Source organism: Leptospira sp. GIMC2001, assembly GCF_028462125.1.
Classification (GTDB): domain Bacteria; phylum Spirochaetota; class Leptospiria; order Leptospirales; family Leptospiraceae.
Genome location: NZ_CP115468.1, coordinates 75,346 through 101,333 on the forward strand (window position 1 = coordinate 75,346; position 25,988 = coordinate 101,333).

Annotated in this window: 26 protein-coding genes and 1 pseudogene; 14 read left to right on the forward strand and 13 right to left on the reverse strand. The window is 36.8% G+C overall.

Features of this window, described 5'->3' with window-relative positions; genetic code table 11:
• The first annotated feature begins 47 nt into the window (after positions 1 to 47).
• Positions 48 to 938: an LIC_13029 family protein gene (locus O4O04_RS01865; RefSeq protein ID WP_272533777.1), complete on the forward strand. Its 891-nt coding sequence runs from the start codon at positions 48 to 50 to the stop codon at positions 936 to 938.
• Between the two features lie 3 nt (positions 939 to 941).
• Here the strand turns inward: O4O04_RS01865 and O4O04_RS01870 are convergent, their stop codons facing one another.
• Positions 942 to 1,637 carry a SanA/YdcF family protein gene (locus O4O04_RS01870; protein ID WP_442915977.1) on the reverse strand — a complete coding sequence of 232 codons (696 nt, stop codon included), beginning with the start codon at positions 1,635 to 1,637 and terminating at the stop codon, positions 942 to 944.
• Positions 1,638 to 1,656: 19 nt separating this feature from the next.
• Here O4O04_RS01870 and O4O04_RS01875 point away from each other — a divergent pair, with 19 nt between their 5' ends.
• The 6 genes from O4O04_RS01875 to O4O04_RS01900 all read left to right on the forward strand — a co-directional run bounded on the left by O4O04_RS01875 (position 1,657) and on the right by O4O04_RS01900 (position 8,507).
• Positions 1,657 to 2,670, forward strand: coding sequence for a M23 family metallopeptidase (locus tag O4O04_RS01875; protein WP_442915921.1), 1,014 nt, complete (start codon positions 1,657 to 1,659; stop codon positions 2,668 to 2,670).
• A gap of 13 nt (positions 2,671 to 2,683) precedes the next feature.
• Entirely contained in the window at positions 2,684 to 4,696 is a 2,013-nt protein-coding gene (gene ligA / locus O4O04_RS01880) for an NAD-dependent DNA ligase LigA (RefSeq protein ID WP_272533779.1), read from the forward strand.
• Between the two features lie 51 nt (positions 4,697 to 4,747).
• On the forward strand, positions 4,748 to 6,595 hold the full coding sequence (locus tag O4O04_RS01885; RefSeq protein ID WP_272533780.1) for a carbamoyltransferase family protein: 1,848 nt from the start codon (positions 4,748 to 4,750) through the stop codon (positions 6,593 to 6,595).
• 2 nt (positions 6,596 to 6,597) lie between these two features.
• The gene (locus O4O04_RS01890; RefSeq protein ID WP_272533781.1) at positions 6,598 to 7,005 is read left to right on the forward strand and encodes an SxtJ family membrane protein; all 408 of its coding nucleotides are present in this window, start codon (positions 6,598 to 6,600) and stop codon (positions 7,003 to 7,005) included.
• Positions 7,006 to 7,014: 9 nt separating this feature from the next.
• The gene (locus O4O04_RS01895) at positions 7,015 to 7,167 is read left to right on the forward strand and encodes a DUF5989 family protein (RefSeq protein ID WP_272533782.1); all 153 of its coding nucleotides are present in this window, start codon (positions 7,015 to 7,017) and stop codon (positions 7,165 to 7,167) included.
• Between the two features lie 536 nt (positions 7,168 to 7,703).
• Complete coding sequence (locus tag O4O04_RS01900; RefSeq protein ID WP_272533783.1) at positions 7,704 to 8,507, forward strand: SGNH/GDSL hydrolase family protein; 804 nt, start codon at positions 7,704 to 7,706, stop codon at positions 8,505 to 8,507.
• A 43-nt stretch (positions 8,508 to 8,550) separates the two neighbouring features.
• On the opposite strand, the gene O4O04_RS01905 is transcribed toward O4O04_RS01900, so the two are convergent.
• Entirely contained in the window at positions 8,551 to 9,597 is a 1,047-nt protein-coding gene (locus O4O04_RS01905; RefSeq protein WP_272533784.1) for an SGNH/GDSL hydrolase family protein, read from the reverse strand.
• Between the two features lie 110 nt (positions 9,598 to 9,707).
• Positions 9,708 to 10,316: a YceI family protein gene (locus O4O04_RS01910; RefSeq protein WP_272533785.1), complete on the reverse strand. Its 609-nt coding sequence runs from the start codon at positions 10,314 to 10,316 to the stop codon at positions 9,708 to 9,710.
• Between the two features lie 113 nt (positions 10,317 to 10,429).
• Here O4O04_RS01910 and O4O04_RS01915 point away from each other — a divergent pair, with 113 nt between their 5' ends.
• Genes O4O04_RS01915 through O4O04_RS01930 form a run of 4 tightly spaced genes read left to right on the forward strand, consistent with a single transcriptional unit; the run spans position 10,430 to position 15,614 of the window.
• Entirely contained in the window at positions 10,430 to 12,751 is a 2,322-nt protein-coding gene (locus O4O04_RS01915) for a peptidase domain-containing ABC transporter (protein WP_272533786.1), read from the forward strand.
• Positions 12,748 to 13,266 carry an HlyD family secretion protein gene (locus O4O04_RS01920; protein WP_272533787.1) on the forward strand — a complete coding sequence of 173 codons (519 nt, stop codon included), beginning with the start codon at positions 12,748 to 12,750 and terminating at the stop codon, positions 13,264 to 13,266. The genes O4O04_RS01915 and O4O04_RS01920 overlap by 4 nt, the downstream gene beginning before the upstream one ends.
• Positions 13,266 to 14,162 (forward strand): HlyD family secretion protein, encoded by an 897-nt coding sequence (locus O4O04_RS01925; RefSeq protein WP_272533789.1) that lies wholly within the window; start codon positions 13,266 to 13,268, stop codon positions 14,160 to 14,162. The genes O4O04_RS01920 and O4O04_RS01925 overlap by 1 nt, the downstream gene beginning before the upstream one ends.
• Positions 14,163 to 14,171: 9 nt before the next feature.
• Positions 14,172 to 15,614, forward strand: a complete 1,443-nt coding sequence (locus O4O04_RS01930) for a TolC family protein (protein WP_272533790.1) — start codon at positions 14,172 to 14,174, stop codon at positions 15,612 to 15,614.
• Positions 15,615 to 15,617: 3 nt separating this feature from the next.
• Here O4O04_RS01930 and kdsB read toward each other — a convergent pair whose 3' ends face one another.
• The 7 genes and pseudogenes from kdsB to O4O04_RS01965 form a co-directional block, all read right to left on the reverse strand.
• On the reverse strand, positions 15,618 to 16,436 hold the full coding sequence (gene kdsB / locus O4O04_RS01935) for a 3-deoxy-manno-octulosonate cytidylyltransferase (protein ID WP_272533791.1): 819 nt from the start codon (positions 16,434 to 16,436) through the stop codon (positions 15,618 to 15,620).
• Between the two features lie 78 nt (positions 16,437 to 16,514).
• Positions 16,515 to 17,042: a flagellar basal body-associated FliL family protein gene (locus O4O04_RS01940; RefSeq protein WP_272533792.1), complete on the reverse strand. Its 528-nt coding sequence runs from the start codon at positions 17,040 to 17,042 to the stop codon at positions 16,515 to 16,517.
• Positions 17,043 to 17,081: 39 nt separating this feature from the next.
• Complete coding sequence (gene motB, locus O4O04_RS01945; protein ID WP_272533794.1) at positions 17,082 to 17,915, reverse strand: flagellar motor protein MotB; 834 nt, start codon at positions 17,913 to 17,915, stop codon at positions 17,082 to 17,084.
• Positions 17,915 to 18,697: a motility protein A gene (locus tag O4O04_RS01950; RefSeq protein WP_272533795.1), complete on the reverse strand. Its 783-nt coding sequence runs from the start codon at positions 18,695 to 18,697 to the stop codon at positions 17,915 to 17,917. The genes motB and O4O04_RS01950 overlap by 1 nt, the downstream gene beginning before the upstream one ends.
• Positions 18,698 to 18,709: 12 nt before the next feature.
• On the reverse strand, positions 18,710 to 18,916 hold the full coding sequence (locus O4O04_RS01955) for a flagellar FlbD family protein (protein WP_272533796.1): 207 nt from the start codon (positions 18,914 to 18,916) through the stop codon (positions 18,710 to 18,712).
• Positions 18,900 to 20,023, reverse strand: a pseudogene (locus tag O4O04_RS01960) (glycosyltransferase). Before O4O04_RS01960 ends, O4O04_RS01955 begins: the two are co-directional and overlap by 17 nt.
• 24 nt (positions 20,024 to 20,047) lie before the next feature.
• The gene (locus tag O4O04_RS01965) at positions 20,048 to 20,851 is read right to left on the reverse strand and encodes an MlaD family protein (RefSeq protein ID WP_272533797.1); all 804 of its coding nucleotides are present in this window, start codon (positions 20,849 to 20,851) and stop codon (positions 20,048 to 20,050) included.
• Between the two features lie 76 nt (positions 20,852 to 20,927).
• On the opposite strand from O4O04_RS01965, the gene O4O04_RS01970 reads away from it, so the two are divergent.
• From O4O04_RS01970 to O4O04_RS01980, 3 genes are read left to right on the forward strand one after another with little or no spacing between them, the layout of a single operon-like run.
• Complete coding sequence (locus O4O04_RS01970) at positions 20,928 to 21,482, forward strand: NUDIX hydrolase (protein ID WP_272533798.1); 555 nt, start codon at positions 20,928 to 20,930, stop codon at positions 21,480 to 21,482.
• Positions 21,483 to 22,076 (forward strand): LEA/WHy family protein, encoded by a 594-nt coding sequence (locus O4O04_RS01975; protein WP_272533799.1) that lies wholly within the window; start codon positions 21,483 to 21,485, stop codon positions 22,074 to 22,076. It abuts the gene before it with no gap.
• Positions 22,077 to 22,091: 15 nt separating this feature from the next.
• A complete protein-coding gene (locus O4O04_RS01980) occupies positions 22,092 to 22,562 on the forward strand; it encodes a hypothetical protein (protein ID WP_272533800.1) in 471 nt (156 codons plus the stop codon).
• A gap of 16 nt (positions 22,563 to 22,578) precedes the next feature.
• Here the strand turns inward: O4O04_RS01980 and O4O04_RS01985 are convergent, their stop codons facing one another.
• The 3 genes from O4O04_RS01985 to O4O04_RS01995 are packed head-to-tail and all read right to left on the reverse strand — an operon-like array spanning position 22,579 to position 25,978.
• The gene (locus tag O4O04_RS01985) at positions 22,579 to 23,862 is read right to left on the reverse strand and encodes an SMP-30/gluconolactonase/LRE family protein (RefSeq protein ID WP_272533801.1); all 1,284 of its coding nucleotides are present in this window, start codon (positions 23,860 to 23,862) and stop codon (positions 22,579 to 22,581) included.
• 4 nt (positions 23,863 to 23,866) lie between these two features.
• Positions 23,867 to 25,096, reverse strand: a complete 1,230-nt coding sequence (locus tag O4O04_RS01990; RefSeq protein WP_272533802.1) for an SMP-30/gluconolactonase/LRE family protein — start codon at positions 25,094 to 25,096, stop codon at positions 23,867 to 23,869.
• A complete protein-coding gene (locus O4O04_RS01995) occupies positions 25,097 to 25,978 on the reverse strand; it encodes a M24 family metallopeptidase (protein WP_272533804.1) in 882 nt (293 codons plus the stop codon).
• Positions 25,979 to 25,988: the final 10 nt, after the last annotated feature.

Consider the following 25,988-nt stretch of genomic DNA (forward strand, 5'->3'; position numbering starts at 1 on the left):
TGAATTTCTATCTTGATCAGTTATGGTATAGAAAAAGCGAACCTGCCATGACGAATACCACAGAAACCAATAAGAACTTTGAACCAGATAAAGCGCATTTATTGTGGCGTACTTTTAACAGATTTAAAGAAGCCCGCGAAGGCTTACTTAGACTTAATAAAGAAACTTCTATTCGTACTTTCAAGAATCAGCCGGATCTATACTTTACTATGGATACTGATAAATTTATAAAAAATATTGCACCATTATTTTCTGGATCACTTATCACCGATAAAGATAAAACATATAGATTTCTACAGAAGTTTCATGAAAGTTACCGCAAAGAGATTTATTACTCTTCTAACCGAAAAGAACATTTTTCGATGGACATTTTGTTCCAAGTAATTGAGACACTTTTTATGGAAGTGGGAGCTAACAAAGCAGAGTCGGCAGTTATGAATCTCAGTGACCAGAAATCTTCCATAACAAGACAAGATTTAGAACAGATCATGTCTTATCTAAAAGCTTATAACAAAATGTCTGCGAGATTTCAAGCTTCAGGAAACATGAAAAAAGCAATAGAGTTGTCAGATGAGATAATCACCAGTGGAGCTATGGAACATCCAGATATTCCTATACTTGCATTGGACTCAATGTTCAATTTAATAACTGCGCAATTCATTCTTGCACAAAAATATCAATGTAAACAATTGCTTTCTGCTTGGCGAAAAGAATATGGATTTGATGAAGTACAGGAAGCTAGGATTGCAAAACTTTTACCACCTAACACATCGTTGTTAGACTTCAGAAATAATTATGCTAGAGCAATTCAGACACTTCAATCTCAGAAAGAAGAAATGGAATCTGAGATGGATTTGTTTCTATTAAGAACTGTATCTAACTATTATACATCTTGGATTAACCAGGTTGCCAATCAGATATCTAAAAGTGCAGCCTAATCGCTATAAGATGGAACCTTTCCAGGTCGGAATTCCACTCCCTTGAATTGGGAATGGATCGCCTAAAAATCGCGGTGGAGTTTTGAATAAAATCAAATCCACCCAAGCTAAATTTCTCGCCAAAATTTCTCTAAATCTATAGTAATTAGTATATTTATATTCGCGCATATCTGATTCATAAGAATGCATTTCTATTCCGACTTTTCTTGCTATAAAATGAGCTCTTGCTTGATGGAATTTCTGTGAAACAAAAATTGCATCTTGGACTTGATAAACAGCTCGCGCTCTAATTAAAGTATCCAAGGTTCTGAAACCCGCATGATCAACGAAAACATCCTCTTTTTTAACTCCATTTTTTAACATAAATTGGAGCATCGGTTTGAGTTCATTATAATATGCTGTTCCATTGTCTCCAGAAAGCAGTATTTTTTTGACCTTTCCTGATCTATAAAGATAGAGAGCACAACGAAGACGATCCACTAAGATAGGGGACGGAGTGAGCCCATAGACGGCAGCTCCAGGGACAATGGCAACAGTAGCTTTCGGAACAGTTCGATGATTTTTGCTTGGGTTGGTCTTTTCGTAAGCACTCTGCATATGAGCATCAATTGCAAAAACCAATATTGAACTCCAAATTATAAGCAAAAACAAGAGCATTGCCCATTTCTTAATCTTGACAAAGGAATCCACTTCGTTAATTTTGAACTAGTAGGCAAACGTGGACAAGAAGTTTCAGAGTTTCACTAAGAATTTTTTGCGAGACAATCCTAATCTTAAGGATAGAATCGATAGAGTTCGAGAGAAAGGTCATACCCGTCTCACAGTTCTAATAATTCCGCACGGTTACGATAGCTCATTCAATTTCCAAATTTCCATTTTTACTATCGGTTTCATTATTTTACTTTTATGTTCTTTGATTTCACTTTCTTTTTATGGAATTTTCAAATCAAGCAACACAAAGAAAGAGATCAACAATCTTTCTGAAATCTATGGTGCCTATTTCGATGATTATGTTGAAGCCTCTAAATATCTAGATCAAGCAGAAGAAGATTATTCGGTTATCAATGAAAACCTTTTAGAAGTATTTTCTTACTTTGATGGTCAAGATGATGAACTATTCAAATTGATTGATCGAGATGAATTGGAAGCGAGAGCTTTTCAGGAAATTCGTTCAGAGGAATTAACGGACAGTGGATTGATGGAAGGTAGAAATTTTCTATCAGAAGTTTATGAATTTCGAACATTGAAACATGAAATGCAGAGCAGAATACCTTTGTTAGATGCAAATTTCAACTACTTCGATAATCGTGCAAGCGTTCTGGAAAAACTTCCAATCGTGAATCCTTTGCCTTTCTGGAACAATACTTCCAGCTTTGGAATGAGAAAATCTCCGACATCTGGATTCTGGGAATTTCACGATGGAATCGATATGGCAAATGCAACAGGAACTCCTATATATGCTGCAGCTCCAGGAACCGTTGTTAGGTTGATCTATTCTAAGACCGGCTACGGACATCATATCGTTATTTCACATGAATTTGGTTATTATACATTATATGCACATTGTAATAGAATTTTTATCCGACCTGGTCAATATGTTGAAAAAGGTAAGCTAATCGCTGAAGTCGGTGCGACAGGTAATGTGACTGGACCTCATTTGCATTACGAAGTTTGGGTTGGAGAAGGCAACAAAGCTGATCCAGAAGAATACCTGAATGCCGGAACACTCTAAGAATAAAATATCAATGAAACTAGAAAAAGTATCTCTTGAGATGCGTGATCTAGAGACAGCGATTCGTAAACACCAATACTTTTATTATCTTGAGAATTCGCCGAAAATTAAGGATAAAGAATTCGATATCCTTTTTCAGAAATTAAAAAAGCTAGAAGAGAAATATCCTGACCTAATCTCAGAATCAAGTCCCACTAAATTAGTAGGCTCTGACTTATCTTCAAGCGGAGATTTTGCCAAATTCAAACACAAAATCCCTGTTTTATCCTTAGAAAACACTTACAATTTAGATGAGTTGATGGAGTGGGTCAATAAGACAGGATTGGATGAAAACTATTCTGTCGAATGGAAAATTGACGGCGCATCTATTGTATTATATTATAATCAAGGAATATTGACGAATGCTGTAACGAGGGGTTCTGGTGGTGTGGGTGACGACGTCACAGACAATATTAAGACTATAGAATCAATACCTCATAAGTTATCTTCTAAAATCAATCTATATGTAAGAGGTGAAGTTTTTATGAACTTTTCCGATTTTGATGATTTTAATGAAGAATACGGAGGTCGATTCGCAAACCCAAGAAATTTAACTGCAGGTTCTATTAAACATAAATATGCATCAGAAGTTGCAAAACGTCCGCTTCGATTGTTTGTATATGATGCTTTTTTTCCAGATGGACGCGGCAAAATTGTAACGAATTCTTTAGCATTGCAGAAGTTAAAAGATTTTAAGCTCCCTCTCGCACCAGACTCGATCATTGTATCGGGTTCAAAATTGTCTAAAACGGTTGAATCTTTTCGTAAAAAGAAAGACTCTATGGGATTTCCCATTGATGGTTTGGTAATAAAATTGGATGACTTGCGAAAAAGAGATGCGTTAGGTGAGACATCGCATTCACCCCGATGGGCGCGTGCTTATAAATTTGATGCACTAATTCAAGAGACGACAATAGAAGAAATCATTCCTCAAGTAGGAAGAACAGGTAAGATTACTCCGCGAGCTAGAGTTAAGCCTGTAAAGCTTGCTGGAACTACTGTTACATATGCAACACTGCACAACCAAGATTATATCAATGAGCTAGGAGTAGGAATTGGTGCTAAAGTTCGAATTTCAAAACGAGGTGAGATCATCCCTGCAGTAGAGGAAGTAGTTGAGCCTGGATTGCAAGGTATTTTCCAGTTACCAAAGAAATGTCCAAGTTGCAAATCTATTCTGTCGAAAGTAGATGAATCAGTTGATCTTTTCTGTACCAACAAAAATTGTCCTGAGCGTGAACGGCATAGTATTTTATTTTTTTGTCAAAAGAAACAAATGGATATCGATGGATTGGGTGTAAAGCAAATCGATCTATTCTATGATAAAGGTTGGGTCAGAAATATTGGAGATCTATATGATCTGCATACCAAAAAAGACCAAATAGAAACACTAGAAGGCTTTGGTGCTAAGTCAGTTAAGATTATTCTGGAAGGAATTGAAAAATCTAAAAACAAAGATCTTAGAATTCTTCTTCCCTCAATTGGGTTGCATGAATTGGGACATAAAGTAGTCGAAATACTAATAGAAAATGGATACACTTCTATTGAATCTCTTCTGGATCTTGTTAAGAAACCCGATGCAGCAGAAGAACTTAATTCTATTCATGGAATAGGACCAAGAACCGCTCAAGCAATTGTAACGCAATTGAACGACAAAACGATTCAAAAATTAATAAATAAATTAATGAATTCAGGATTGAATTTTCGAGCTGCTGAATCTGAAAAGAGTGATCATCGTCCTTTTGAAGGACAAGCGTGGTGTGTCACAGGAAGTTTTGATCGGTTTCAACCTAGAGATACTGCTATGGATTTGATTGTTAAACATGGTGGACGAAAGGTAACTTCCGTATCAAGTAAAACTACCCATTTACTCTACGGAGAAGGCGCTGGATCCAAATTAGATAAAGCAAAAGAACTGGGATTGCAAATTATAAATGAATCCGAATTTCTTAATATTTTGAGTAAAGAAAATATCTTGATCGATTAATAAAGATCAATTTTATTTGAAATCTTGATAAAGTATTTACAATAGGTTAATATGTCTAAAAATATAATCGGAATTTCTGCCTATTACCATGATAGTGCTGCTGCACTTATCGTTGATGGTAAAATTATTGCGGCAGTACAAGAAGAACGCTTCAGTCGTAAGAAACATGATTCCCGCTTTCCAACGAATGCAATAAAATATTGCATCGAACAAGCTGGAATTTCTTTCTCTGATATCGATGATGTCGTCTTCTATGATAAACCACTTGTAAAATTTGAAAGGCTATTAGAGACATATCTTGCCTATGCGCCGAAAGGAATCTTATCTTTCTTCGCCGCAATGCCAGTTTGGATCAAAGAGAAATTATTTCTTAAATCTGTTATTAAAAAAGAATTTCAAAATCTTGCAGGTAAGGGCAATAAAATTCCTCGTTTGCTTTTTAATGAGCATCACCAATCTCATGCCGCCTCAAGTTTTTTTGTTAGTCCTTTTGAATCATCTGTTGTTCTATGTATGGATGGTGTCGGTGAGTGGGCAACTAGTACAGTTTGGAAAGGGGAGGGCAATAAACTAACACCTCTCTGGCAGATTGATTTCCCACATTCGCTTGGACTTCTTTATTCGGCCTTTACATACTACACTGGGTTCAAAGTTAATTCGGGCGAATACAAAGTGATGGGACTCGCTCCCTATGGCGAACCAAAATATAAAGATTTAATATATAAACATCTACTCGATGTAAAAGAGGATGGAACATTCCGACTCAATATGGAATATTTTAATTATGCTACTGGCTTGACTATGACCAATAGCAAGTTCAATAAAATTTTTGGTGGACCTCCTCGTAAACCAGAGACAAAGCTTGGTCAGAAAGAAATGGATCTAGCTCGTTCCGTTCAAGAAGTAACTGAAGAAGTTATGGTAAAGATTTGTCGCAGTATCCAGAAAGAAACTGGTGCAGAAAATCTTTGTATGGCAGGTGGTGTTGCTCTAAATTGTGTCGCGAACGGCAAAATTTTAGAAGAGAAAATTTTCAAAAATATATTTATCCAACCTGCGTCGGGTGATGCTGGAGGTGCATTAGGTGCAGCTCTATCTTGTTGGTATGAATACTATGATAACAAACGAACTCCAGCAAAAGATCTAACTGGCTCCATAGACGGATCATATTTAGGAACTTCCTTTGATACTAACGAAATCAAAACTCAATTAGATAAATCGAATGCCAAATATGAAATTTTGTCTGATGAACAATTGAATTCTAAGCTCGCTGAAGTTCTCGCTGACGGCAATGTGGTGGGTTATTTTCAAGGTCGCATGGAATTTGGACCTCGTGCACTGGGAGCAAGATCAATCATTGGAGATCCCCGTAACACAAAAATGCAATCTGTGATGAACTTAAAGATAAAATATCGCGAATCTTTTAGACCTTTTGCTCCTGCTGTGCTTGCGGAGAGAGTATCGGATTACTTCGATATAGATTCTCCAAGTCCTTACATGCTAATAGTTGCACCTTTAAAAGAGAAGCACCGAATTCCCATGACTGCTGAACAAGAAAAATTATTTGGAATAGAGAAACTAAATGTTCCTAGGTCAACACTTCCTGCTATTACTCACGTTGATTACTCAGCGAGAATACAAACTGTTCATAAGGAAACAAATCCAAAATTTTATAATTTATTAACTGCCTTTGATAAGAAGACAGGTTGTCCAGTACTTGTGAACACATCCTTTAATGTGCGCGGTGAACCTATTGTAAATACGCCTGAAGATGCGTTTCGCTGTTTCATGAGAACGGAAATGGATTATCTTGTTGTGGAGAATTTTCTCATGGATAAGAAGCAACAAATTCCGTGGGAAAAGGATGATTCATGGAAGGATGAATTCGAACTGGATTAAATATGAAAGAAAATACAATAGAACATACAAAAAAAGATTATAGAAGTTTCGGATTTATAGTAGGTGGAGTTTTACTTATTGTATTTGGCTTACTGATACCTTACTGGAAGAACGGCAACTGGAATCCGATAGTAAGTTATGTCGGACTAGGTTTAATAGCAATCGCTGCATTGTTACCGATTGTACTCAAATATCCTTATATAGTCTGGATGAAAATTGGTGAAGTATTGGGATATATAAACACAAGATTGATTCTTGGAATTGTATTCTTTATACTTTTTGCACCAATAGGTTTGTTCAGACGGCTCATTGGGAAGGATGCATTGAATATTAAATTATCAGACAAAGAGAAGTCCTATAGAAAAATTTCCAATCATCAGGAAATTAAACATATGGAAAGACCATTTTAAGGAGCAAAAATGTTAGAGTTATTAAATGATTTATGGGATTTTCTAAAGATAAGAAAGAAGTTTTGGTTAGCACCAATCATAATAGTATTACTATTGCTTGGAGCACTGATTGTATTAACACAAGGTTCAGCTGTTGCACCTTTCATATACACACTGTTCTAAGATTTTAAATCTATTTGTAAATTTCAAATTAGCCGGTTAAATTGAGAGGAACCTCTATTTGGCCGGCAATTCAACTTAACGTTGATTATATATTAGATAAATTTTTTAAATTTCTTTATGATTTTGTTTTAATATTTTATTAAACAAATTATTGAAGACCTTTTTAAAAATTCACTTGGAGATGAATGGGTTACTTAAAAAATATTCTGCTTATAATTGGGTCAATATCTTTCAGTCTAATCCTCCTTGAAATTCTAGTTAGACTATTTCTTCTACCACCTCAAATCGTTGATTTCGAACCAATCTCAATTCCAGAAGCAAAAACAGATGGTATAAAAAAAGAAATCAGTCATGATTCCTTTTTTTGGAATTCAGGAATAATGGTTGAAACTCAAACGGGTCCCCGGTATAAACCCAATGTAAAATTAAAATTAAAAAATAATTATATTAGTGGCAATTCTGTAATTATTGAAACGAATTCTTTAGGATACAGGAATCCCGAAATTCTTGAAAAAAAATTCAGAAGAGTTTTATTCTTGGGTGATTCAATCACAGCCGGAGACTACTTAGAAGAAAAAGATACCTTTGTAAGACAAGTTGAGCAATTATCAATAAATTCTAAAGAACGATTAGAAACGATAAACACAGGCATAGCAGGTATTAGTTTACAGACAGAGCTTGCTATTTTAATTGAAACTGGATTATCAACCAAACCAGATGATGTTGTATTAGGTTTTTATTTAAATGATTTCGCTCCTTCATTGGGATTGAAAGTCCTGAAAATTCCAATTTTTTTACAAAACAGTTATTTAGCTCAATACTTGGTAAAAGCCATTTCTTTAGTAAAAATACTGTGGTTTAATCAAGAAGAAGAAGAATCAATCGTGAGATATGCAAATTATAGTCAATGGTTTGATGAATTAAAAGATAAATATCCAATTGCTGACGGAGATCCCAAAAATAATAAATTGGCTTTTCATAAACTGATTATTGAGAATGAGAGAGATTGGGGTATGGCTTGGAGCGATAAGGCATGGCGATCTTCTGAACCATTATTTCAAGAACTGTATAGACTCTCAAAAGTTCATAATTTCAAATTGTATTTTATTATCTTTCCCGTTAAACAGCAAGTTCAAGCTGAATTTTTAGAAGATTATCCTCAGCAAAAGTTGAAGAAAGTTGCTCAGCAATATGGAATTCCAGTTCTAGATTTGCTTCCCGTGCTTCGCGATGATTTGCAAAAAAACAACATTGATATATTTTATGACCAATGTCATCACGATGCTAGAGGAAAGAGAATTATTGCTGAACATGTTTTGAATTTTCTTCAAACCAAATAATTATCTAAAAAGAATTAAATCGAGTTATCGATGTTAATTTAAATTAGATTTCTGGTGCAATCGTCTTAGCTAATATATCACCGACCATCTTATGTCCTGCTTGATTCCAATGGGCATCATAGGGAAAATACAAACTTTCTGGATCTTTATCAAATAGTAATTTTGCTGTATTGTAGCAAACAATTTTGTTTATTTTACAGAAATTATCAATCTGTTGGAGATGGGGATTTCTAATGGCAAAGTCATCATAATTTCTTTTTTTGGCATCACCCAATATTCCTGTATTAGCATAGAATTCCTTTGCTGGAACATAGAGTAGTCGCAATTCGATACCATTCACTTTACAAAGAGAAAGAATCTGATTGAGATAGGATCCATTTTTTGTAAGCCTTTCTTGCCAGAGTTCCTTATTCTTTTCCGAATAGAATTCGAATTGTCCAGAATACTTAGTGGAAATCTCATTACCAATCGGAGCGAGTTTTCCATATTTGATTAGAGATTGTTCATGAGTAATAAGATCTACATGCGGCTCTTTACCTGGTTTGTAATAAAGAATTGGATTTGGTTGTTTGCGAATCGCAAAGTTTATTTTTTTTACCAAACGATACAGACTGCTTTCTTTGATCCAATTGGAAATTGAGGAACCAAGTAGAATAACTGACATGTCCGGTTTTGGCTTCACAAAATCATCTTCGAATTTCATGAATCGAGCTAACTTTTCATTATCATCCAAATCATTATCAAACAATTGCAGAACAATTACTTTAGGAGAAAAATTTTCTATTACATAGGGTAGCTGCAAAAGATAAAAAACAGGTGATGCACCATGAATTCCTAAATTGCGGATTTTGAATTGTTGATTCAATCCTTCATTTGCAATCGTAACGAATGATTCGGATTCAGCCACACCCCAACCTTCAGTGAAAGAATCGCCTAGAACTGCAATTGGATATTCATCATCGCTATCGAGAATCTGGCGATAACCGTAATCATTGGTTTTGACTGATATTCTATATTCTTCCGATACTACAGCACCCGTTTTATTCGGATACATCGAGAATAGTCTTTCGTTGTCATAGCTTTTAACCATGACTTGTTCTGGATCAAAAATACTAAGAATAAATTCAAATATTAGGATGTTTAATATTATGAAAATAAAATAGAAAAATAATGTGCGTAATTTTTTCAGATGAATATTTCCTATTTACAATTTTTATCAAAAATTGAAATAATTTCGAAGTCAACAACAGACCACAATTTAGATATACCATCCTTACCCTTGTGAAGTTCAAGGCAAATTTCATTTAGCTTTTGAATTCCGGAAGACATTCCGAAATCCAAAACATCGAGCGTTCCTTTCAAGTTGAGCTGATTACCGTTCAATTCGTATTTTACTGGAATGGATTTCTTTTTCCCATTAAATTGCAAATTTAAAATGGCAGTTCCATTATTTTTGCCAGTTACTTTGTCAAAAGATCCTTCGAAAGTCTTTGCTTTCAACGAAGATCCAAAAAAATATTCTCGAATTTTGCCATCACGATCAGGAACACCGGAATTTACATCATTTGATTGAATAGAAAATTTTGCCTGCTCCATTGTGCTTTGGATGCTGGAAGATTCCTTATTGCCTGCTACAGTGATTTTGTCAAAAGTTCCTTTTACTCCTAATTTTTCGGTAAACTTGTAAGCAGTCCATTCCAGTTTTGTGTTAGCAGGGTTATAGCTGAATACACATTTGGATGATTCTGAATATATGGGTAAAATTGCGAAAAAGATAGATGCAATAGACATGGTAATAAATGGTTTCATAAAAAATTGTTTCCTCTCGATACATGGATTAGCGGACAAAAAATTCTGTGCATAGATAAATCTCGACCGTCTATAGGTTAGACCAAATCTACCGTGCAGGATTAGCACTTAAAATGACAAAGATTCCTTGGAAATTCCCATTCTTAGGGCGTAGAGAAACTCTCTATGTTCCTTCTAGATTATCTGAAACTGAAATAAATGAAAATCGTGAAGTTGTTCAAATTCTTGAATATCTTGCAGATGCGACAGAAATTACTTATGATCATTCAGTAATTCAGAAAGCGCTGAGTGATTTCCGTTACCACAATCCGCGAAGTCAGTTTACATCTATTTTTGAATTTCTAGAGGAGACTGCGTCTATTTTTGGGCTTAAGATTCATCGAATTCGAAGGAATCTAAAATCTCTAAAAGAAAATGTCTCGAGCAACTCACCTTGGCTTTGCTTGGTTCCATCTAGATCTATTGAAGGTAAAATGGAATGGATTTCCGTAAAAGCTTATAGAGGCGGCAAATACAAAGTTATTTTTATTAATGATGAAGATATTGAAATCTGGTTTCTTGAGAAAGATCTTCTTAAACTCATCAATATACAATCTGCGGAACAAATGGTATCCTGGATAATTTCGGAGCCACTTTTTCCTATGGGTTCAGTAATATCATCCGAGGAAAATCATAGTTATAAGCATCATAAAAATAAACATTCAAATTATGATGATAAACCAAATCCTATAGAAAGAATTTATTCACTATTACGCGTAGAGAGAAGGGATATTTGGATTATCATTATTTATGGAATTGCTGTTGGAATTCTATCTCTAGTCGTTCCGATTGCAACTTCATCGTTAGTGAATATTGTAGCTTTCGGTGTAATGTTACAACCTGTTCTGGTACTGACTTTTTTGGTTTTCTTGTTTCTATCATTTGCAGGACTCATGCAAGCAATTCAAACTTACATTGCAGAAATTCTTCAAAGAAGATTGTTTGTAAGAGTATCTACAGATTTTGCAGCAAGATTTCCTTCTGTTAGAGAGGAAGCTCTCGATGGAGAGCATCCACCTGAAGTTGTAAATCGCTTCTTCGATACAATGACTGTCCAGAAAGCTGCAATCAGTTTATTGGTTGAAGGATTGCAAGTATTACTGACAACTTTAATCGGACTATTGGTAATTGCATTCTACCATCCATTTTTCCTAGTGTTCTCGATTGTTCTTGTCGGAGCTGGATATTTTCTTGTTATCAAACAATTAGGTCGTCATGCGGTTGATACTGCAATCAAAGTCTCCAAGGAAAAATACTATGTGGCAGCTTGGCTGCAAGAAATTGCTCGTCATCGCCATACATTCAAAAGTCGATTTGGATCATTTTTTGCGACAGAGAAGTCTGATACTCTAACAAGAAGTTATCTATCCGCTCAGAAAAAACATTTTCGATATCTTTTTCGTCAGATTATCGGTCTTCTTGGACTTCAAGCGATAGCAAGTGCATTCGTTCTTGGATTGGGCGGATATCTTGTAATCAATCGTCAACTTACTATAGGACAACTTGTTGCGGCTGAACTAATCGTTGCAAAAGTATTAGATGGATTGGGAAAATTTGGCAAACATCTTGAAACATTTTATAATTTCGTTGCAGCTCTCGATAAGATAGGCTTCGTTACTGATCTTCCATTGGAAGAGACTAAATTAGGAGTCTTGGAAAAGCAAACTGATCCAATCGATGTTACTTTAACGGATGTTCATTACGAGTCTTTGATTGAGGGAGATCTTTTTGAGAAGCTAGATTTCCACATTCCCGCCGGTAAAAAAGTTGTTATCACAGGTGGATCTGCCACCGAATCTAGTATTCTTCTTGATCTCATTGGTGGGTATCGAGCTCCCAAGTATGGAATAGTCGAAATGTCTGGAGAAGATATTCGGGAAATTTGTAAACCAGAACTCCGTTCTCATATTTGTTTGATTCGAGAATTGGAAATTTTTGAAGGAACGATATTAGAAAATCTACGTGTTGGACGTGCGGAAATTTCTACTACAAGGATCTTGGAAATTCTAGAAATTGTCGGACTTTCCAAAGTGGTCAATGGTTTGCCAAATGGGATTCACACCAACTTATCAACCTACGGATCTCCATTAGATAGCATACAAGCTAGACAATTGCTAATTGCAAGGGCACTATTGGGTTCTCCATCTTTAATTCTTATAGATGAAACTTTGGATGGACTTGATCCTTTTAGTTTGAAAAAAAATCTAGATGCGCTGTTTGATTCCAATGCACAATGGACAATGGTTGTGGTTTCTTATTCTCCACATATTATTGAAAGAGCGGAAGAATTTTATGTTATAGAAGAAGGTAAAATTATTCGAACCGCCACCACTAAGTATTTGAATGATATTAGAAATAAGAATTCTGGAAGAACTAAATCCAAGGTGAAAAAATGATAGCTTCCAACAATAAATCAAAGTCTAACAAAGCTTCGGTTAACTCAAAAAAAGAAAAGTCACGCAACTCATTACATATCTATCAGAATGAGTTGCCATCATTTAGAATGGTTCAATCTTCTAGACCTGCTGCATCCTTAGCTTATATCCTTGTGATACTTTTTTTTGCTACAATCTTTGTTTTGATTTTTGTTCCTTGGCAACAAACGACGGAAGGTATGGGAAGAATTGTTGCTTATGCACCGTTGGATCGACAACAAGCAATTGAGGCACCGATCAATGGTAGGGTAGTAAAATGGCATACGATGGAAGGTTCCAAAGTTAGAAAAGGAGATCCGATTCTTGATATATCAGATAATGATCCGGATTTTCTAGATCGAATCCGTCAAGAAAGAAGAGCTTTAGAATCTCGTTTGGAAGCAACGAAAGAGAGAGAGAGGAATCCCTTAAATCTCGTATTGTTGCTTTACGTTCATCACAATCCAATGCGGTTACTGCCGCAGGAAGTCGAGTGATGATGGCATCGGATAGAGTTCGAGGTGCACAGCAAGCTGTTGATGCAGCTATTGCGCAAGAAAAGACTGCAACTCTCAATTTATCCAGACAAAAGCAATTATTGGAGAAAGGATTGACATCCACAAGAAATATGGAGTTAGCAGAATTAGATTATGCTAATGCTATAACGGGATTGGATCGATCTAAGGCTGCTCTCGCTGCTGCAATTAATGAGCAAAGAGCGTTAAATGCAGATCAGTCAAAAGCGGATATGGATGGATCCGCGGCCATTCAAGATGCTAAAGCTTCCCTTGCTTCCACACAATCTGAAATAGCAAAAATTCTAGAAGAGATTCCGAAAGTAGAAGCTCGACTCTCTAGACAACAAAACCAAGAAGTATTTGCTCCGAGAGATGGAACGATAATGAGGATACTTGTAAATCCAGATGGACAACAAGTAAAAGAAGGAACAGTTCTCTGTATTATGATACCTGAAACAACGGATCGAGCTGTCGAGCTTTATGTTAATGGAAATGATATTCCATTGATTGTCGAAGGTCGGGATGTTAGATTGCAGTTTCAAGGTTGGCCAGTTCTACAAATCACAGGATGGCCTGAATACGCCGTTGGTACATTTGGAGGAACAGTTTCTCTTGTTGATGTTACTGACAATGGATCAGGTTACTTTAGAATATTAGTAGTTCCTGATAGAACTGATGAGGTTTGGCCTTCCTCTCGCTATTTACGTCAGGGTGTCAGAGCTAAAGGCTGGATATTTCTGAATCGTGTAAGTCTTGGTTATGAGCTCTGGAGAAGATTTAATGATTTCCCTCCTATGATTCCGATGGACGAACCAGCTCTAAAAAGCAGATTGGAATTGCCAGGCAGTCCAAGTACTGATAAATCTGGAAAATAGTTATTGAAAATGAAAAAGGTTTATCTTGGAGTAATAACTCTATTTGCTTTCTGGGATCTGTATCCGGAGACCAAGAGTCTCAAAGTCGATCCAATGCTTTTCCAAAAAGAAAGTGCCAACGTCCTGTCTTTAGAAAAGATTTTACAAGGAGTTGAGCGATCTTATCCCTTGATCCTTGCCGCAGAACGATTGTTAACTGTTGCAGAGTATGAATACCTTGCTGCTCAAGGTGCCTTTGATTTAAGTTTTGAGTCTATAGGATCTGTATCGCCGACTGGATACTATCAGAATGCAACAAGTGACAATGTGTTCAGAAAGCCAACTCCTCTCGCTGGAACTTCTTTCTTTGGAGGATATCGATTGGGTCGGGGAAATTTTCCTGCTTACTACGGCAATCGAGCCACCAACGAATTAGGAGAATTTCGTGCAGGTGCAATCGTTCCACTGATGCGTAACCGAGAAATTGATAAGAATAGAGCAGAGCTTAAGAAAGCAGATGTGGATCGTACTTTAGCTGAGTTATCTATTCAGAAATTAAAATTAGAAGTCATTCGTGAGTCCACAAAAAGATATTGGAAATGGGTCGCATCTGGACAAGAATACAAAGTGAATGAAAATTTACTAAAAATTGCACAAGAAAGAGTATCACAAGTTTCCGATCGAGTAAAGTTAGGTGATCTCCCGGCAATTGAGAATACAGAGAATGACAGAGCTATTTTACAAAGGGAGTCTCTTCTAATATCATCACGCCGAGAACTTCAGAAGGCTGCTATTGATCTCTCTCTGTTCTTGCGTGAGCCAAATGGAAAAATGATTTTACCGACTGAGGATCAATTACCAGCCAATTTTCCTAGACATGTAAATTTAGACGAAATACCTTCTGATAATTTAATCAAGGATGCATGGAAGAAGCGTCCAGAAATTCAAGAATACCAAGCTAAAAGAGAAAAGGTAGCGATTGATCGCCAATTCGAACAAAACAACCTGAAGCCTCAAGTTGACCTTGTGGTTTCCGCCTCACAAGATATTGGTGCTGGAAGCCCAACAAGATCCAGACCTGAACTAGAAGCTACTCTTGTGATGAATTTTCCATTGCAGACAAGAAGACAGCGAGGAAAAATCGGTGCCGCTGAAGCAAAAATTGCTCAGATTGACCAAGAGGAAAAATTTGCTCGTGATAAGATTACAACCGAAGTACAAGATGCACTTTCTGAAGTTAGCGCAAGTTATGAGAGAGTTGAAGTAGCAAAAAAAGAATTGGTTCTCGCTAAAAAATTGCAAGGACTTGAGCAAGATCGTTTTGCTCTAGGTGATAGTACTTTATTATTTGTTAATATACGAGAACAGACAGCGGCTGAGGCTGCTATTCGTGAAGTAAAAGCTTTAAATGATTTTTTCAACGCACTTGCCAACTATCATGCGGCTATTGCAGACAATTCGATAAGAAGGTAGAATTTAAATCCAACCTCGTTTAACAAACTCAGCTTCAACAAAGGAAACATCTTCGGGTCTATCAATAGATAAAGTGGCTTTATCTGCAACGAAGATTCCGATCTCATATCCCGTTTGCATAACTCTGAGTTGTTCCAATGATTCAAGGCTCTCCCAAGAGCTCAAAGGAAGACTTCCATATTGCAAAAGAAAATCAATATTGTAGCAATACATTCCCAGATGTCTATAGTAGACATTGTCAGATTTATTTTCAGAAATTTCTTTTTGATAGAAAGGTGAATCAGATTTAAATGGATGAGGAATCATCGCACGAGAAAAATACATGGCTCTGCCATTTTGATCAAATATTACTTTCACACGATTGGGATCGGTTGCTTCGGTCTGTGACATTGGGACCGCAGCAGTAGTAATGACCCAATTTCGATTTTTCAACTTTTGTTCTATCACGCCTTCGATGAGTTCGGTTTCGATTCCAGGTTCATCTCCTTGGATATTGATCACCACATCGGAAGCGGGATTTACCTTATCACCTAAATTTTGTACAACTTCTATGATACGATCTGTTCCTGTTGGATGATTAGAACTGGTCATCATCACTTGCCCACCAAATGAAGTGACTTCATCGTAGATTCTCTGGTCATCGGTTGCAACGATGATATTGGAAAGGTTCTTACATAAGGCAGTGGATTCATAAGTCCACCGAATCATTGTTTTGGTGCCGATCTTGGTAAGTGGTTTCCCAGGAAAACGCGTACTTCCATAACGTGCAGGAATAACTGCGATCACTTTAGATTCAGAATTTATACTATGGTTTGAGTTCATGGAGATTCAAAAATTGCAATGTTAGATCAGATTGTCTAGTTCGATGATTTTTCGTTTCGAAATAGACAATCTAATAATCTAGTTGATGATAAACTCAGTGAAATACACCTCTTTGATTTTACCATTGGTGAGAATATGGTTGATATGGGCCTTAATCTCTTCGCGTAAATCCAATTGTTGAGTGATGGTTTTCAATTCGTCTTTTGTTTTTCTAGAAATGATCAAATTGATTAAGTTTTGCATCTGAGCTCTTCTTGAGGATAGTTCCTGCGAGAGTGCAGGTTGTCCGCTCTCAATTCCAAAAACCAACTTCATCTTAACAAAATGCGATTCACCAATATCCGCTGTATTGATACGGAATTCTTCTTCGATATTGAATGTATCCAATGGTGGTGGTGCTTTGACTAATGCGATGTTTTTCTGCTCTTTGAAAACAGAAGTAGCAGTTCTCTGGGCAACCAACATGGATATTACAGCGACAATTATTATACCAAATATCGCTCCAGCAATATATAACAACCATTTGATGATTGGCGATGTACCGACACCTCCAGGACTTCCTTCGGCTAACCCGCCTTCGTCTTCATCTATTTCTGAATCACCCATTTCGATTACCTCCTATTTTAATGTTTCGAAATTTCATAATTAATTATCACCTTCAGTAGTTGATTCTGTCTGAGGAAATCTTGAATCAGGAAGTCCATATCCACTTTCAAAAGTTTTTCTCTTGGTTGATTTCTCAGTTAGAATCACAATATCAATTCTTCGATTGAAAGCTTTTGCTTCAGGTGTTCCCTTATTCTCTAGCGCAAGCGGACGATAAGAACCAAAGCTCACTGCTTGGAAGTCACTCGGTCTTAAGTCTTTCGAATTGATCATAAACACTGTTGTATTGATTGCGCGAGCACCCGCAAGATCCCAATTATTAAGGTATTCTCTTTCTTCTCGACCCGGCATTGGTCCTGGAGTTATCGCATCTAGATCGCTATGTCCTTCTACTCGTACAAAACGTTCAAGATCTTTGATTAAACCGGCTGCTTTGATTAAAGTTTCTTTGATTGTCGACGTCAATATTGCCGAACCAGGATAGAAGTAATCTGCACCAACAAGTGAGATTACAAGTCCTCTTTCGTCTTCAGAGATTCTTACTTTGCCTGCTTGAATTTCAGGTTGGAAAATCTGAGTCGCATCTTTTTTGGATTTGGAGAGATTTTTACCTTGGACTTGAGACGGAAGACTCTCTATGGTCATTCCCATTTCTTCAAGACTTCCTTTGGATAGAGTCTGTCCACCAGTGAATAAGCCAGTTGTAGATTTGAATGCAGAAAGGATAATATGCATCTCTCTCGCATCTGTCTTACCTGTAGTATACAAAAGAATAAAGAAGCAGAGAAGAAGAGTCACCATGTCTCCGTAGGTGAGCATGTACTCCCCTACTTTCTGAACGCATTCTGGACATTTGACCTTCTTCTTAGCCATTAATTATCTTCCTCTTTCAAGGAGACTCGATCGACTGGAGCAAGGAAGGATGCGAGTTTTTCTTTCACAATACGTGGGTTGTCTCCAGATTGAATGGATAGAGTTCCTTCTACCATTACTTGCTTAACAATCAATTCGTCTTCACTTCTTCTTGTTAACTTACGAACAAAAGGAATCGCAATTAAGTTTGATCCAAGCGATCCGTACAAAGTTGTGATAAGAGCAGCAGCCATACCAGATCCGATTAGGGATGGATCTCCAGCACCTAAGTTGTTCAACATGGCGATAAGTCCAATCAAAGTTCCTAACATCCCGAATCCTGGAGCGAGACCGCCCCATGCATCCCACCAAGCGCGACCATTTAAGTGACGTTTGGCGACGTTGTCAATCTCAGTTTCCATAATATTTCTAACGAGCTCTGGATCTGTTCCGTCCACTACCAACTGAATTCCTTTGCGTAAAAATTCTTCTGGTAAGTCATTGATATCATCTTCGAGTGCAAGCAATCCTTCACGACGAGCTTTCTCGGAGAAGGAGACGAGAGTTATGATTAGATTGGGTAGATCAAATTTGGGAGTTTGGAAAACTTTTTGCGTAATTTTGCCGACTGTTAGCGTTCCTTCCCATGGTTGCGAAATCATTGTCGCAGCCGTCGCTCCACCAAAGGTAATAAATACCGATGGAATGTTGATAAGATCAAGCGGGGATAATCCTGCTTGAATAGTTCCGAAGAGAAGAAGAAAGACTCCTAATCCTAATCCTATGACCGATGCTATATCCATAATTGCTTACGTTTAATTCCTTCCCGTCTTGATTGGGCTTTGGTAGATATCCCTGTGGTAATCTTTCACCAATTGGATTAATTCTTGGACGGTTTCCTTAATCACGAATTTACGCTCAGTTGTCAAAGTCACAACGGTATCAGGATTTGCTTCAATCGTCTCGATGAGATTTGCATTGATAACAAATTCTTCACCCTTTAACCTATGAACAATAATCAAGCGTATTACCTCGCTCTGTGGGAATTCCTACTTATGTCTATCGACGACCTTTCGAATTTGGTTGATGAATTTTTCTTCTGTAAATCGCTCTATGGATTTCTGAAAATCAGATTTTTTGTAAATTTTCTTCTCAAAAGCTTGAATGCAGTCATTTATTGATTCCACAGTCTGTTCTGGGAAAAACTCTCCTGTTCGCCCACCTACTACTGTTTCCAAGGCTCCACCTTGACCAAATGCTAGAACCGGAGTACAAAACGACTGAGCTTCCACCGGAGTGATGCCAAAATCTTCTAAGCCAGGAAATAGAAATGCCCGAGCTCGACTGTAATAGCCATCCACTTCTTCTCGGGAAATATTCTTGAGAAGGATTACATTATGGGGAAGATTTTTGCGAATTTTCGCTTCGTCCTGTCCACCGCCGATGATGATTAGCTTTTTGCCATTGATTCGAAATGCCTCAATTGCTAAGTCAATTTTTTTGTAAGGAGCAAAAGCAGAGACGATTAGATAAAAATCTTCTTTGGCTCGTTCCGTAACTTTCGTACCTTGAGGAAGGCAAGGTGGATGAATGACTTCGTATTCTCTTCTGTAGTACTTTTGAATCCTTTTGCCAACGAAATCTGAATTGCAAGTGAAAACATCAACTCGATTGGATGAGGCACTGTCCCAAGTTCGGAGATAGTTTGAAACAATTTGATAAAATAGAAATTTTGGCCCTGATCTTGCCGGAAAATAATCATAATACATATCCCATACATATCTCATCGGTGAATGAATATAAGAAACGTGCAGACTGTTCGGAGGAGGGATGATTCCTTTTGCCACACAATGTGAAGAAGAAAGTATTACATCATAGCCACGTAGATCAAAAGTTTCTATAGCGGTTGGAAAAAGAGGAAGATACCATCTGTACTTGGACGATTTGAACGGCAATCGATCTGTAAAAGCTGAAACGATTTTACGATCCTCTATTCGAGGATTCAATTTGCCTTTATTGTAAATCAATGTAAATAAATCAGCAGTCGGATAGAGCTTCAATAGAGAATCTAAAACTTTTTCTCCACCTCGCATTCCTGTAAGCCAATCATGGATGATTGCGATTTTCAAATTATTCTCCTTAAATACCAATCATCATAGATTCGGGTATTTACGAAATGCGGAAATTGGTTCCACATACCGACCTGTCAGAGTTGTGTTACCAAAAAAACTAGACGATATTATAAAAGGTATTGGATGAGTAGATTCTAATTTACGATTTCCTTCTTGGTATCTTCTCGCATCAGTCGTTAGATAAGATAAATCATTTAGAGTATCATAAAGTTCGTCATAAGCAATTGATGTATTGATTAAGAGGGGCAATGTTCCTGAGGTTCCCAACAATTTTTCAGAAATTTCTCTAGTGTTAGTTACAATCTGTCTAGTGTCTTCACGATTTTCGGTGATTACAGTATTGGCTGCCTCGAAGAAATTATCCATGTAGCGAGCAGATGGAAAAAATTCAGGTGTCCTATCATCCAGCTTGTAAATAGGATTGTAAAAGGTTAGAGCTTCATCATCAAAGTAGCCTGGATCAATATCGATGATCCTACCCGAAAATAGAGTTTTTGTTTTGAATCGAACCGAATAATTATCCCAAAGTGTGATCGGTTCCTTTACGGCAAGAGTCAATTCGATCGTCTTTTCCTTCGTTGAATCAATGTAACGACGATCAGGAACATCCATTGTGGGAACTACGTCAATGGATAGAACAAATCCTGATTCAATCCCTTTGATATAAACTTCAGTACCTTCAGCAATTCCATCAATCTGGCTATAGTAAATTTTGGTTCGATAGGGGAATAGGTTCTTCTTACCCTCAGTACTAATTATAGTACGAAAGAAAGAAAGTGACATTAGCGTCGCGAAAATGAGTCCAGCAATTAGTTCTTTTTTCATGAAAAGGTTGAATTTCTAAGTACTGAGAATAGCTTGAACCAATCAGTATGGCAATCTCTTTTTCCAGGGGGGAAACTTGAAATATTGCAGTTTATGCGGATCACAAGATCTGATTTTCAAGGTTCCGTCAGGTGACAGTCTACCTCGTTACATATGCGGTGGCTGTGAAACCATTCACTACGTTAATCCTAAGATTATTGTGGGTGCGATTCCCACTTACAAAGATCAAATTTTACTTTGTAAACGAGCAATCGAACCTCGAAAGGGAAAGTGGACTCTGCCTTGCGGATATATGGAGAATGGTGAGACCGTAGAAGAAGGTGCCGCAAGAGAAACATTGGAAGAAGCTAATGCGAGAATTGTAATAAAAAATTTACAATCTGTTTATAGCATTCCCTACATCAATCAAGTGTATCTTGTTTTCAATTCCGAATTGTTAGATCTAGATTTTTCCGCTGGCGAGGAGAGCTTGGAAGTGGAATTGTTCAACGAAGAAGATATTCCTTGGTCGGAAATTGCATTCAGTGCAATCAAGTTTTCTCTAGAAACTTTTCTTCAGGATCGAAAGGAAGGGAATTTGCATATAACACGAGTGGGAAGATACGCACTCAACAAAAAGGATAAGTTCTAAATGAAAAATAGCATCAATCAATACTTTACTTCAGAAATAAAACCAAATTTGAAAGCAAAGAATTCATTTGTTTATATATGCTTGATCGTTGTAGTTTTCACAGGAATTCAATGCATCAATCAAGATCTCAAGAACATAGAAAGTCTCAAAAAATGTAAGGTTGATTTCAATTCTGTACAATTGAAAAATATAGCTCACGGTGGATTATTTGGATTGGCTCCAAAGATAGAAATGGATACAGAGATTGCGATGACAAATCCAAACGAATCCGAAGTGAATCTTTATGCTTTTGACTTTGACGTTTCATTGTTGCAAGAATCTGGTAATGGTGAGTTGCTCGGCAAAATTATTTCGGATCAAGAAATTATTATACCAGCTAATACAACTCAGGTGATTCCTGTTAAAATTCGATCTGATTGGCAAGAAAAATTGGATGTAAAATTAATTCGCATACTATCTCAATTGATGAGTGATGTAAACGCGGGAAAAGATCCAGAGTTCTTAATCGAGGGATCCATTCAATACAAAACAATTTTTGGGAATCTATCCATTCCTGTTCGAGAAGTTACTCAAGCTAAACTACGTAAGAAATAAAATTAGGAATTTGAATTGGAACAGATTGAAATATGGATACTAACAAGTTTGATTCTTGCAGGTATCGGTCTGTTATTTCTTTATTTCGTTGGAAGCCATCCCGGTGATAAAGACAAAACCAAATCAAAAACGAAATACAATACCGATATAGACAATCCAAACCGCGCAAGCAATGCTCAGGCCAATGCGAATGTGTTAGAAGTTTTTGACTACAATGGTGTCAAAATCTTGCATGAGAGCGGAATCTGGACTGTCAATGATGCCGGATCTGTAAAAGTATTCGGAGACTGGATCAGAGTTCCACCTAAGTATCAAAAGATGGTTAAAGAACTAGACAATCGATCCATTGGCAATGAGAAGAAACCAGATTATTTTCTTGAGATTCTCAATGGTTTCTATTACGTATCCATGCCAGGTGGTAAAAAAAAGAAGTACAGTACGTTCGCGGACATTCCTCCCGATATTCGAAAATTCCTTGGGAAGTGAAGGGGATTCATTATATTTAATCTGGAATTGGATAGTTCATTGTATTCAATCCTTCATATCCATTATGATAAATCGATAGATAGACTTTCTCTTTACCTGGAACCACGACGATTATAACTGAAAATACAGAACCGTCATGAACGCCATAATAAAGTGGTGTCTTGCCATCCTTCGAGAGAATAAGCAAAGATGTTTTCTTTGACACTGGTTTTAAGTTAGAGGGAATATATAAAGCAAGTCCTTTCCAAAATGGGTGTTCATGCAACCAATTGATTAAACCTGAGCGTTGAACGGGCATTGCGATCCAAATTCTTCCTTGCGAGTCCCTGTCCATTCCGTCCGGAAATCCAGGAAGTCCTTCAATCACTAATTCATCTTCTCCAGCTCTTGGCCCACTTAAATACAGTCGAATCAATCGAAACTTAGATAGTTCATTTAATAGAATGGATGATTCTTTAGCTTCGCTGGATTCTTGCTCAAGTAAGATTCCATCTAGATAAGTATAATTATCCGCAACCAAACTCGCACTATTGTTTGCTAAATCATATTTCCAGAGATGTCCATTCTTACCGAGAGTGAGTACTTCATTCTGTGATTGTGAACTGACTCCTAAGATCGCTCCACTGTGATCATAAGGTTCTGTAAAATAAATTCTTTCTCCATCGGAACTGATCGCCAAATCATCAGCTTTCTCCACAGCTCGACTGTTAGTATCATTCATATCTTTGAAAAATAAATTGGTTTGATCTTTGTTTGGATAGAAATTACCAATTTTACTTTTTGTTTTTACGTAAGTTTGATCAATTTTTTTTGGAACTCGTGTTCCTATTTTGCGAATTGATTTGGTTGAGATTGTGAGTTCGTAAATTCCAGGTCCATTCGGTTCTATGATGTCATCTTTTTTTGCACGCGAAACACAAAAATAAATTAAGTCCCGATTCTTTGGATGCTGAACCATTCCGCCAGCAAGAAGTGGTGTTCTCACATAAGGCTCAGCTGTCAAATTCTTGAGATCTACAATCCAAATGTAACCATCCATTGCAGCAACAAAGGCACGATCTAAGTCTTCTTGCAAAAGAATTTCATCTTGAGCGGGAAGATTGGGTATTATTTTTTGAAGTCCTTGAAACTGCAAATCATTTGGATCACGGACTTTTTCAATATCTTCATTGATCGGAAAAATTTCTGGATCTTGAATTTGGTTTCGAAAATGTTCTTCTGGAAATGATAAACAATTCAATAATAATATGCAAAAAAATAAATATTCAAATATACGAAAACTTAGTTTGTGATAGTTCATTTAATTAATTTCCGAGTGGATTTGGTATTGAAAAAAGACCTTTTGATTCTTTGTTAAAACTTGGTAAATAAATCCTTTTATTATTGGGAATTGCTACAGAAATATCTGTGATTTTGGATCCATCGTGCATAGAGTAATAAATTGGATTTTTTGCATTTTTATCTAGAACCAAAATTCCTGTCTGTTTGGATATGGGTAACATCTTCTGTGGAAGAGAGAGGACAAATGATTTCAACCAAGGATTGTTGTGGAGAAAATTTATTACGCCTGATCTTCGTTTGATGATTCCTATCCAGATTCTTCCTTTATCATCCCTTTCCATTCCATCAGCAAGCCCTGGCAAATTTTCAAGTATGATCTCTGATTCACCTTGGCGTTTTCCAGAAATAAAAGAACGAATGATTCTAAACTTTGTAGTTTCTGTAAATAATACGGACTCCTCGATTTCTGAAGAATCTTCTTCAATTAAGATTCCATCAACGAAAGTAAAGCCATTTAACACTAATGATACGGTATTATCACTTCGATTATACATCCATAATTTACCGTGCGGATATAATCCAATCGCTTCAGGCACAGCTCCACTACCCATAGATGCATTCTCTCTTTCAAATGGTTCTGTTATATAAATGCGTTTTCCATCTCTAGAAACTGCAAGATCATTGCATAATGAAAAAGGTCGCGAATTTTCTGGATTAAGATCATTAACGGAAATTCTGATCCTATTCTCTTTCGGATAAACGATTTCGAAATCCTCGCGGTCTGTTCTTGGCAGATCTAGAACTAGTGGCTTAAATTTTTTTGTAGCGATATCAAATTCATAAAGACCCACTCGGTCTGTTTCTTTATATTCCTCACCTCCTAATCTAGATGCACAGACTAGAATAGAATTTTTCCGGTTGTCGCTAAATTGCATTCCTGCAGGATTAACGGGAGGCTTCGCCCATTGTGATGCCTTGTCCAATTTAAAATCCAACTTCCAGATCCAGCCATCCATACCTGAGGCATATGCTACATTTTTAGTATTGTCAAATATGATATCATCGTGGCCAGGAAGCTCGGGCATGATGATATCTAAAGTGAGATTAATTGGATCTTCTAAAGTTTTTACATCAATTATTGATTTCGGAGTTTCATCTAAAGAATGAGATTTTCCAATTTTAATATTCTCTGAATTACATCCTGTCAATAGTGCAATTAGAATTATGATCGTTGAATAAATGCTAAATTTCATTTATATTACTGCCTTTTTATATTTTTTTACATGAGGAACTTCATCATCTAACCAATACGCTCTATGCTTTTCTACGACTAAGATTTCTTCAAATTTGAATCCGGTTTTACCTCTTCCTAGATGGGGCTCAATTGCCCAGAATCCAATTTTTTTGCCTTGGTGATCTGGTGTTAATAATTCAGGCAGGACTTTGTGTGATAAAAATTCAAAAGATCCCTGAAAACTAAACCAACTAGCAAAACTAATGGGAATTAGAGGAAAACTATAGGATGGCAAGTGAACTTTATAAACACGATGTCCTAGTACTGCGAAAGGATAAAGGGCGTGAATATTATCGAATCCATTCATTTTTGCATCTTTATCGATTTGCCACCAAATTTCTTGAGAGGTCATTTCGGACTCAAAATATCTTGGGATCTTATCACGTAATCTTAATAGGTAATCCATTCCCGCTTCAAGTTCGTAATTTTTTTCCAAGCTAGAAGAGTATCCGATATCACCGATATAGCCTTCAACAACAGGCGAAACATCTAAAATGAAAGATTCATTAGCGGTTAATAACTTTTTGCCAGGATGGAATTGGGTAAAACGTTTATAGCCATCAAATCTTGCATGCTCACCAAACCATGCAAAGGGTCGATGTAAGAAAGTTTTGACACCGTGGTCACGCAAAAAAATTTCCATTAACTTTACAGTTTGGATTTCGGTCCAACCTTCTTTCATTTCCTTTTCGATTTCTGTAACACATTTGTATGCTAATCTTTGTGCTTTCAGAAATCCATTTTTATCAGCATTTCCAGGAACCTTTACAGAAGAAGAATGGTAGCGAGATATTTTGGATGAAATTTTGGATAGAATTCCAGATTGTTTTTGCATCGGCATAAATTTAATT

Bases quoted from the DNA above. Each gene is read 5' to 3' on its own strand.
- O4O04_RS01865 (WP_272533777.1), top strand. From the start codon at position 48: ATGACGAATACCACAGAAACCAATAAGAACTTTGAACCAGATAAAGCG.
- ligA (WP_272533779.1), top strand. From the start codon at position 2,684: ATGAAACTAGAAAAAGTATCTCTTGAGATGCGTGATCTAGAGACAGCG.
- O4O04_RS01885 (WP_272533780.1), top strand. From the start codon at position 4,748: ATGTCTAAAAATATAATCGGAATTTCTGCCTATTACCATGATAGTGCT.
- O4O04_RS01890 (WP_272533781.1), top strand. From the start codon at position 6,598: ATGAAAGAAAATACAATAGAACATACAAAAAAAGATTATAGAAGTTTC.
- O4O04_RS01895 (WP_272533782.1), top strand. From the start codon at position 7,015: ATGTTAGAGTTATTAAATGATTTATGGGATTTTCTAAAGATAAGAAAG.
- O4O04_RS01905 (WP_272533784.1), bottom strand. From the start codon at position 9,597: ATGGTTAAAAGCTATGACAACGAAAGACTATTCTCGATGTATCCGAAT.
- O4O04_RS01910 (WP_272533785.1), bottom strand. From the start codon at position 10,316: ATGAAACCATTTATTACCATGTCTATTGCATCTATCTTTTTCGCAATT.
- O4O04_RS01915 (WP_272533786.1), top strand. From the start codon at position 10,430: ATGACAAAGATTCCTTGGAAATTCCCATTCTTAGGGCGTAGAGAAACT.
- O4O04_RS01920 (WP_272533787.1), top strand. From the start codon at position 12,748: ATGATAGCTTCCAACAATAAATCAAAGTCTAACAAAGCTTCGGTTAAC.
- O4O04_RS01925 (WP_272533789.1), top strand. From the start codon at position 13,266: ATGATGGCATCGGATAGAGTTCGAGGTGCACAGCAAGCTGTTGATGCA.
- O4O04_RS01930 (WP_272533790.1), top strand. From the start codon at position 14,172: ATGAAAAAGGTTTATCTTGGAGTAATAACTCTATTTGCTTTCTGGGAT.
- kdsB (WP_272533791.1), bottom strand. From the start codon at position 16,436: ATGAACTCAAACCATAGTATAAATTCTGAATCTAAAGTGATCGCAGTT.
- O4O04_RS01940 (WP_272533792.1), bottom strand. From the start codon at position 17,042: ATGGGTGATTCAGAAATAGATGAAGACGAAGGCGGGTTAGCCGAAGGA.
- motB (WP_272533794.1), bottom strand. From the start codon at position 17,915: ATGGCTAAGAAGAAGGTCAAATGTCCAGAATGCGTTCAGAAAGTAGGG.
- O4O04_RS01950 (WP_272533795.1), bottom strand. From the start codon at position 18,697: ATGGATATAGCATCGGTCATAGGATTAGGATTAGGAGTCTTTCTTCTT.
- O4O04_RS01965 (WP_272533797.1), bottom strand. From the start codon at position 20,851: ATGAAAAAAGAACTAATTGCTGGACTCATTTTCGCGACGCTAATGTCA.
- O4O04_RS01975 (WP_272533799.1), top strand. From the start codon at position 21,483: ATGAAAAATAGCATCAATCAATACTTTACTTCAGAAATAAAACCAAAT.
- O4O04_RS01985 (WP_272533801.1), bottom strand. From the start codon at position 23,862: ATGAACTATCACAAACTAAGTTTTCGTATATTTGAATATTTATTTTTT.
- O4O04_RS01990 (WP_272533802.1), bottom strand. From the start codon at position 25,096: ATGAAATTTAGCATTTATTCAACGATCATAATTCTAATTGCACTATTG.
- O4O04_RS01995 (WP_272533804.1), bottom strand. From the start codon at position 25,978: ATGCCGATGCAAAAACAATCTGGAATTCTATCCAAAATTTCATCCAAA.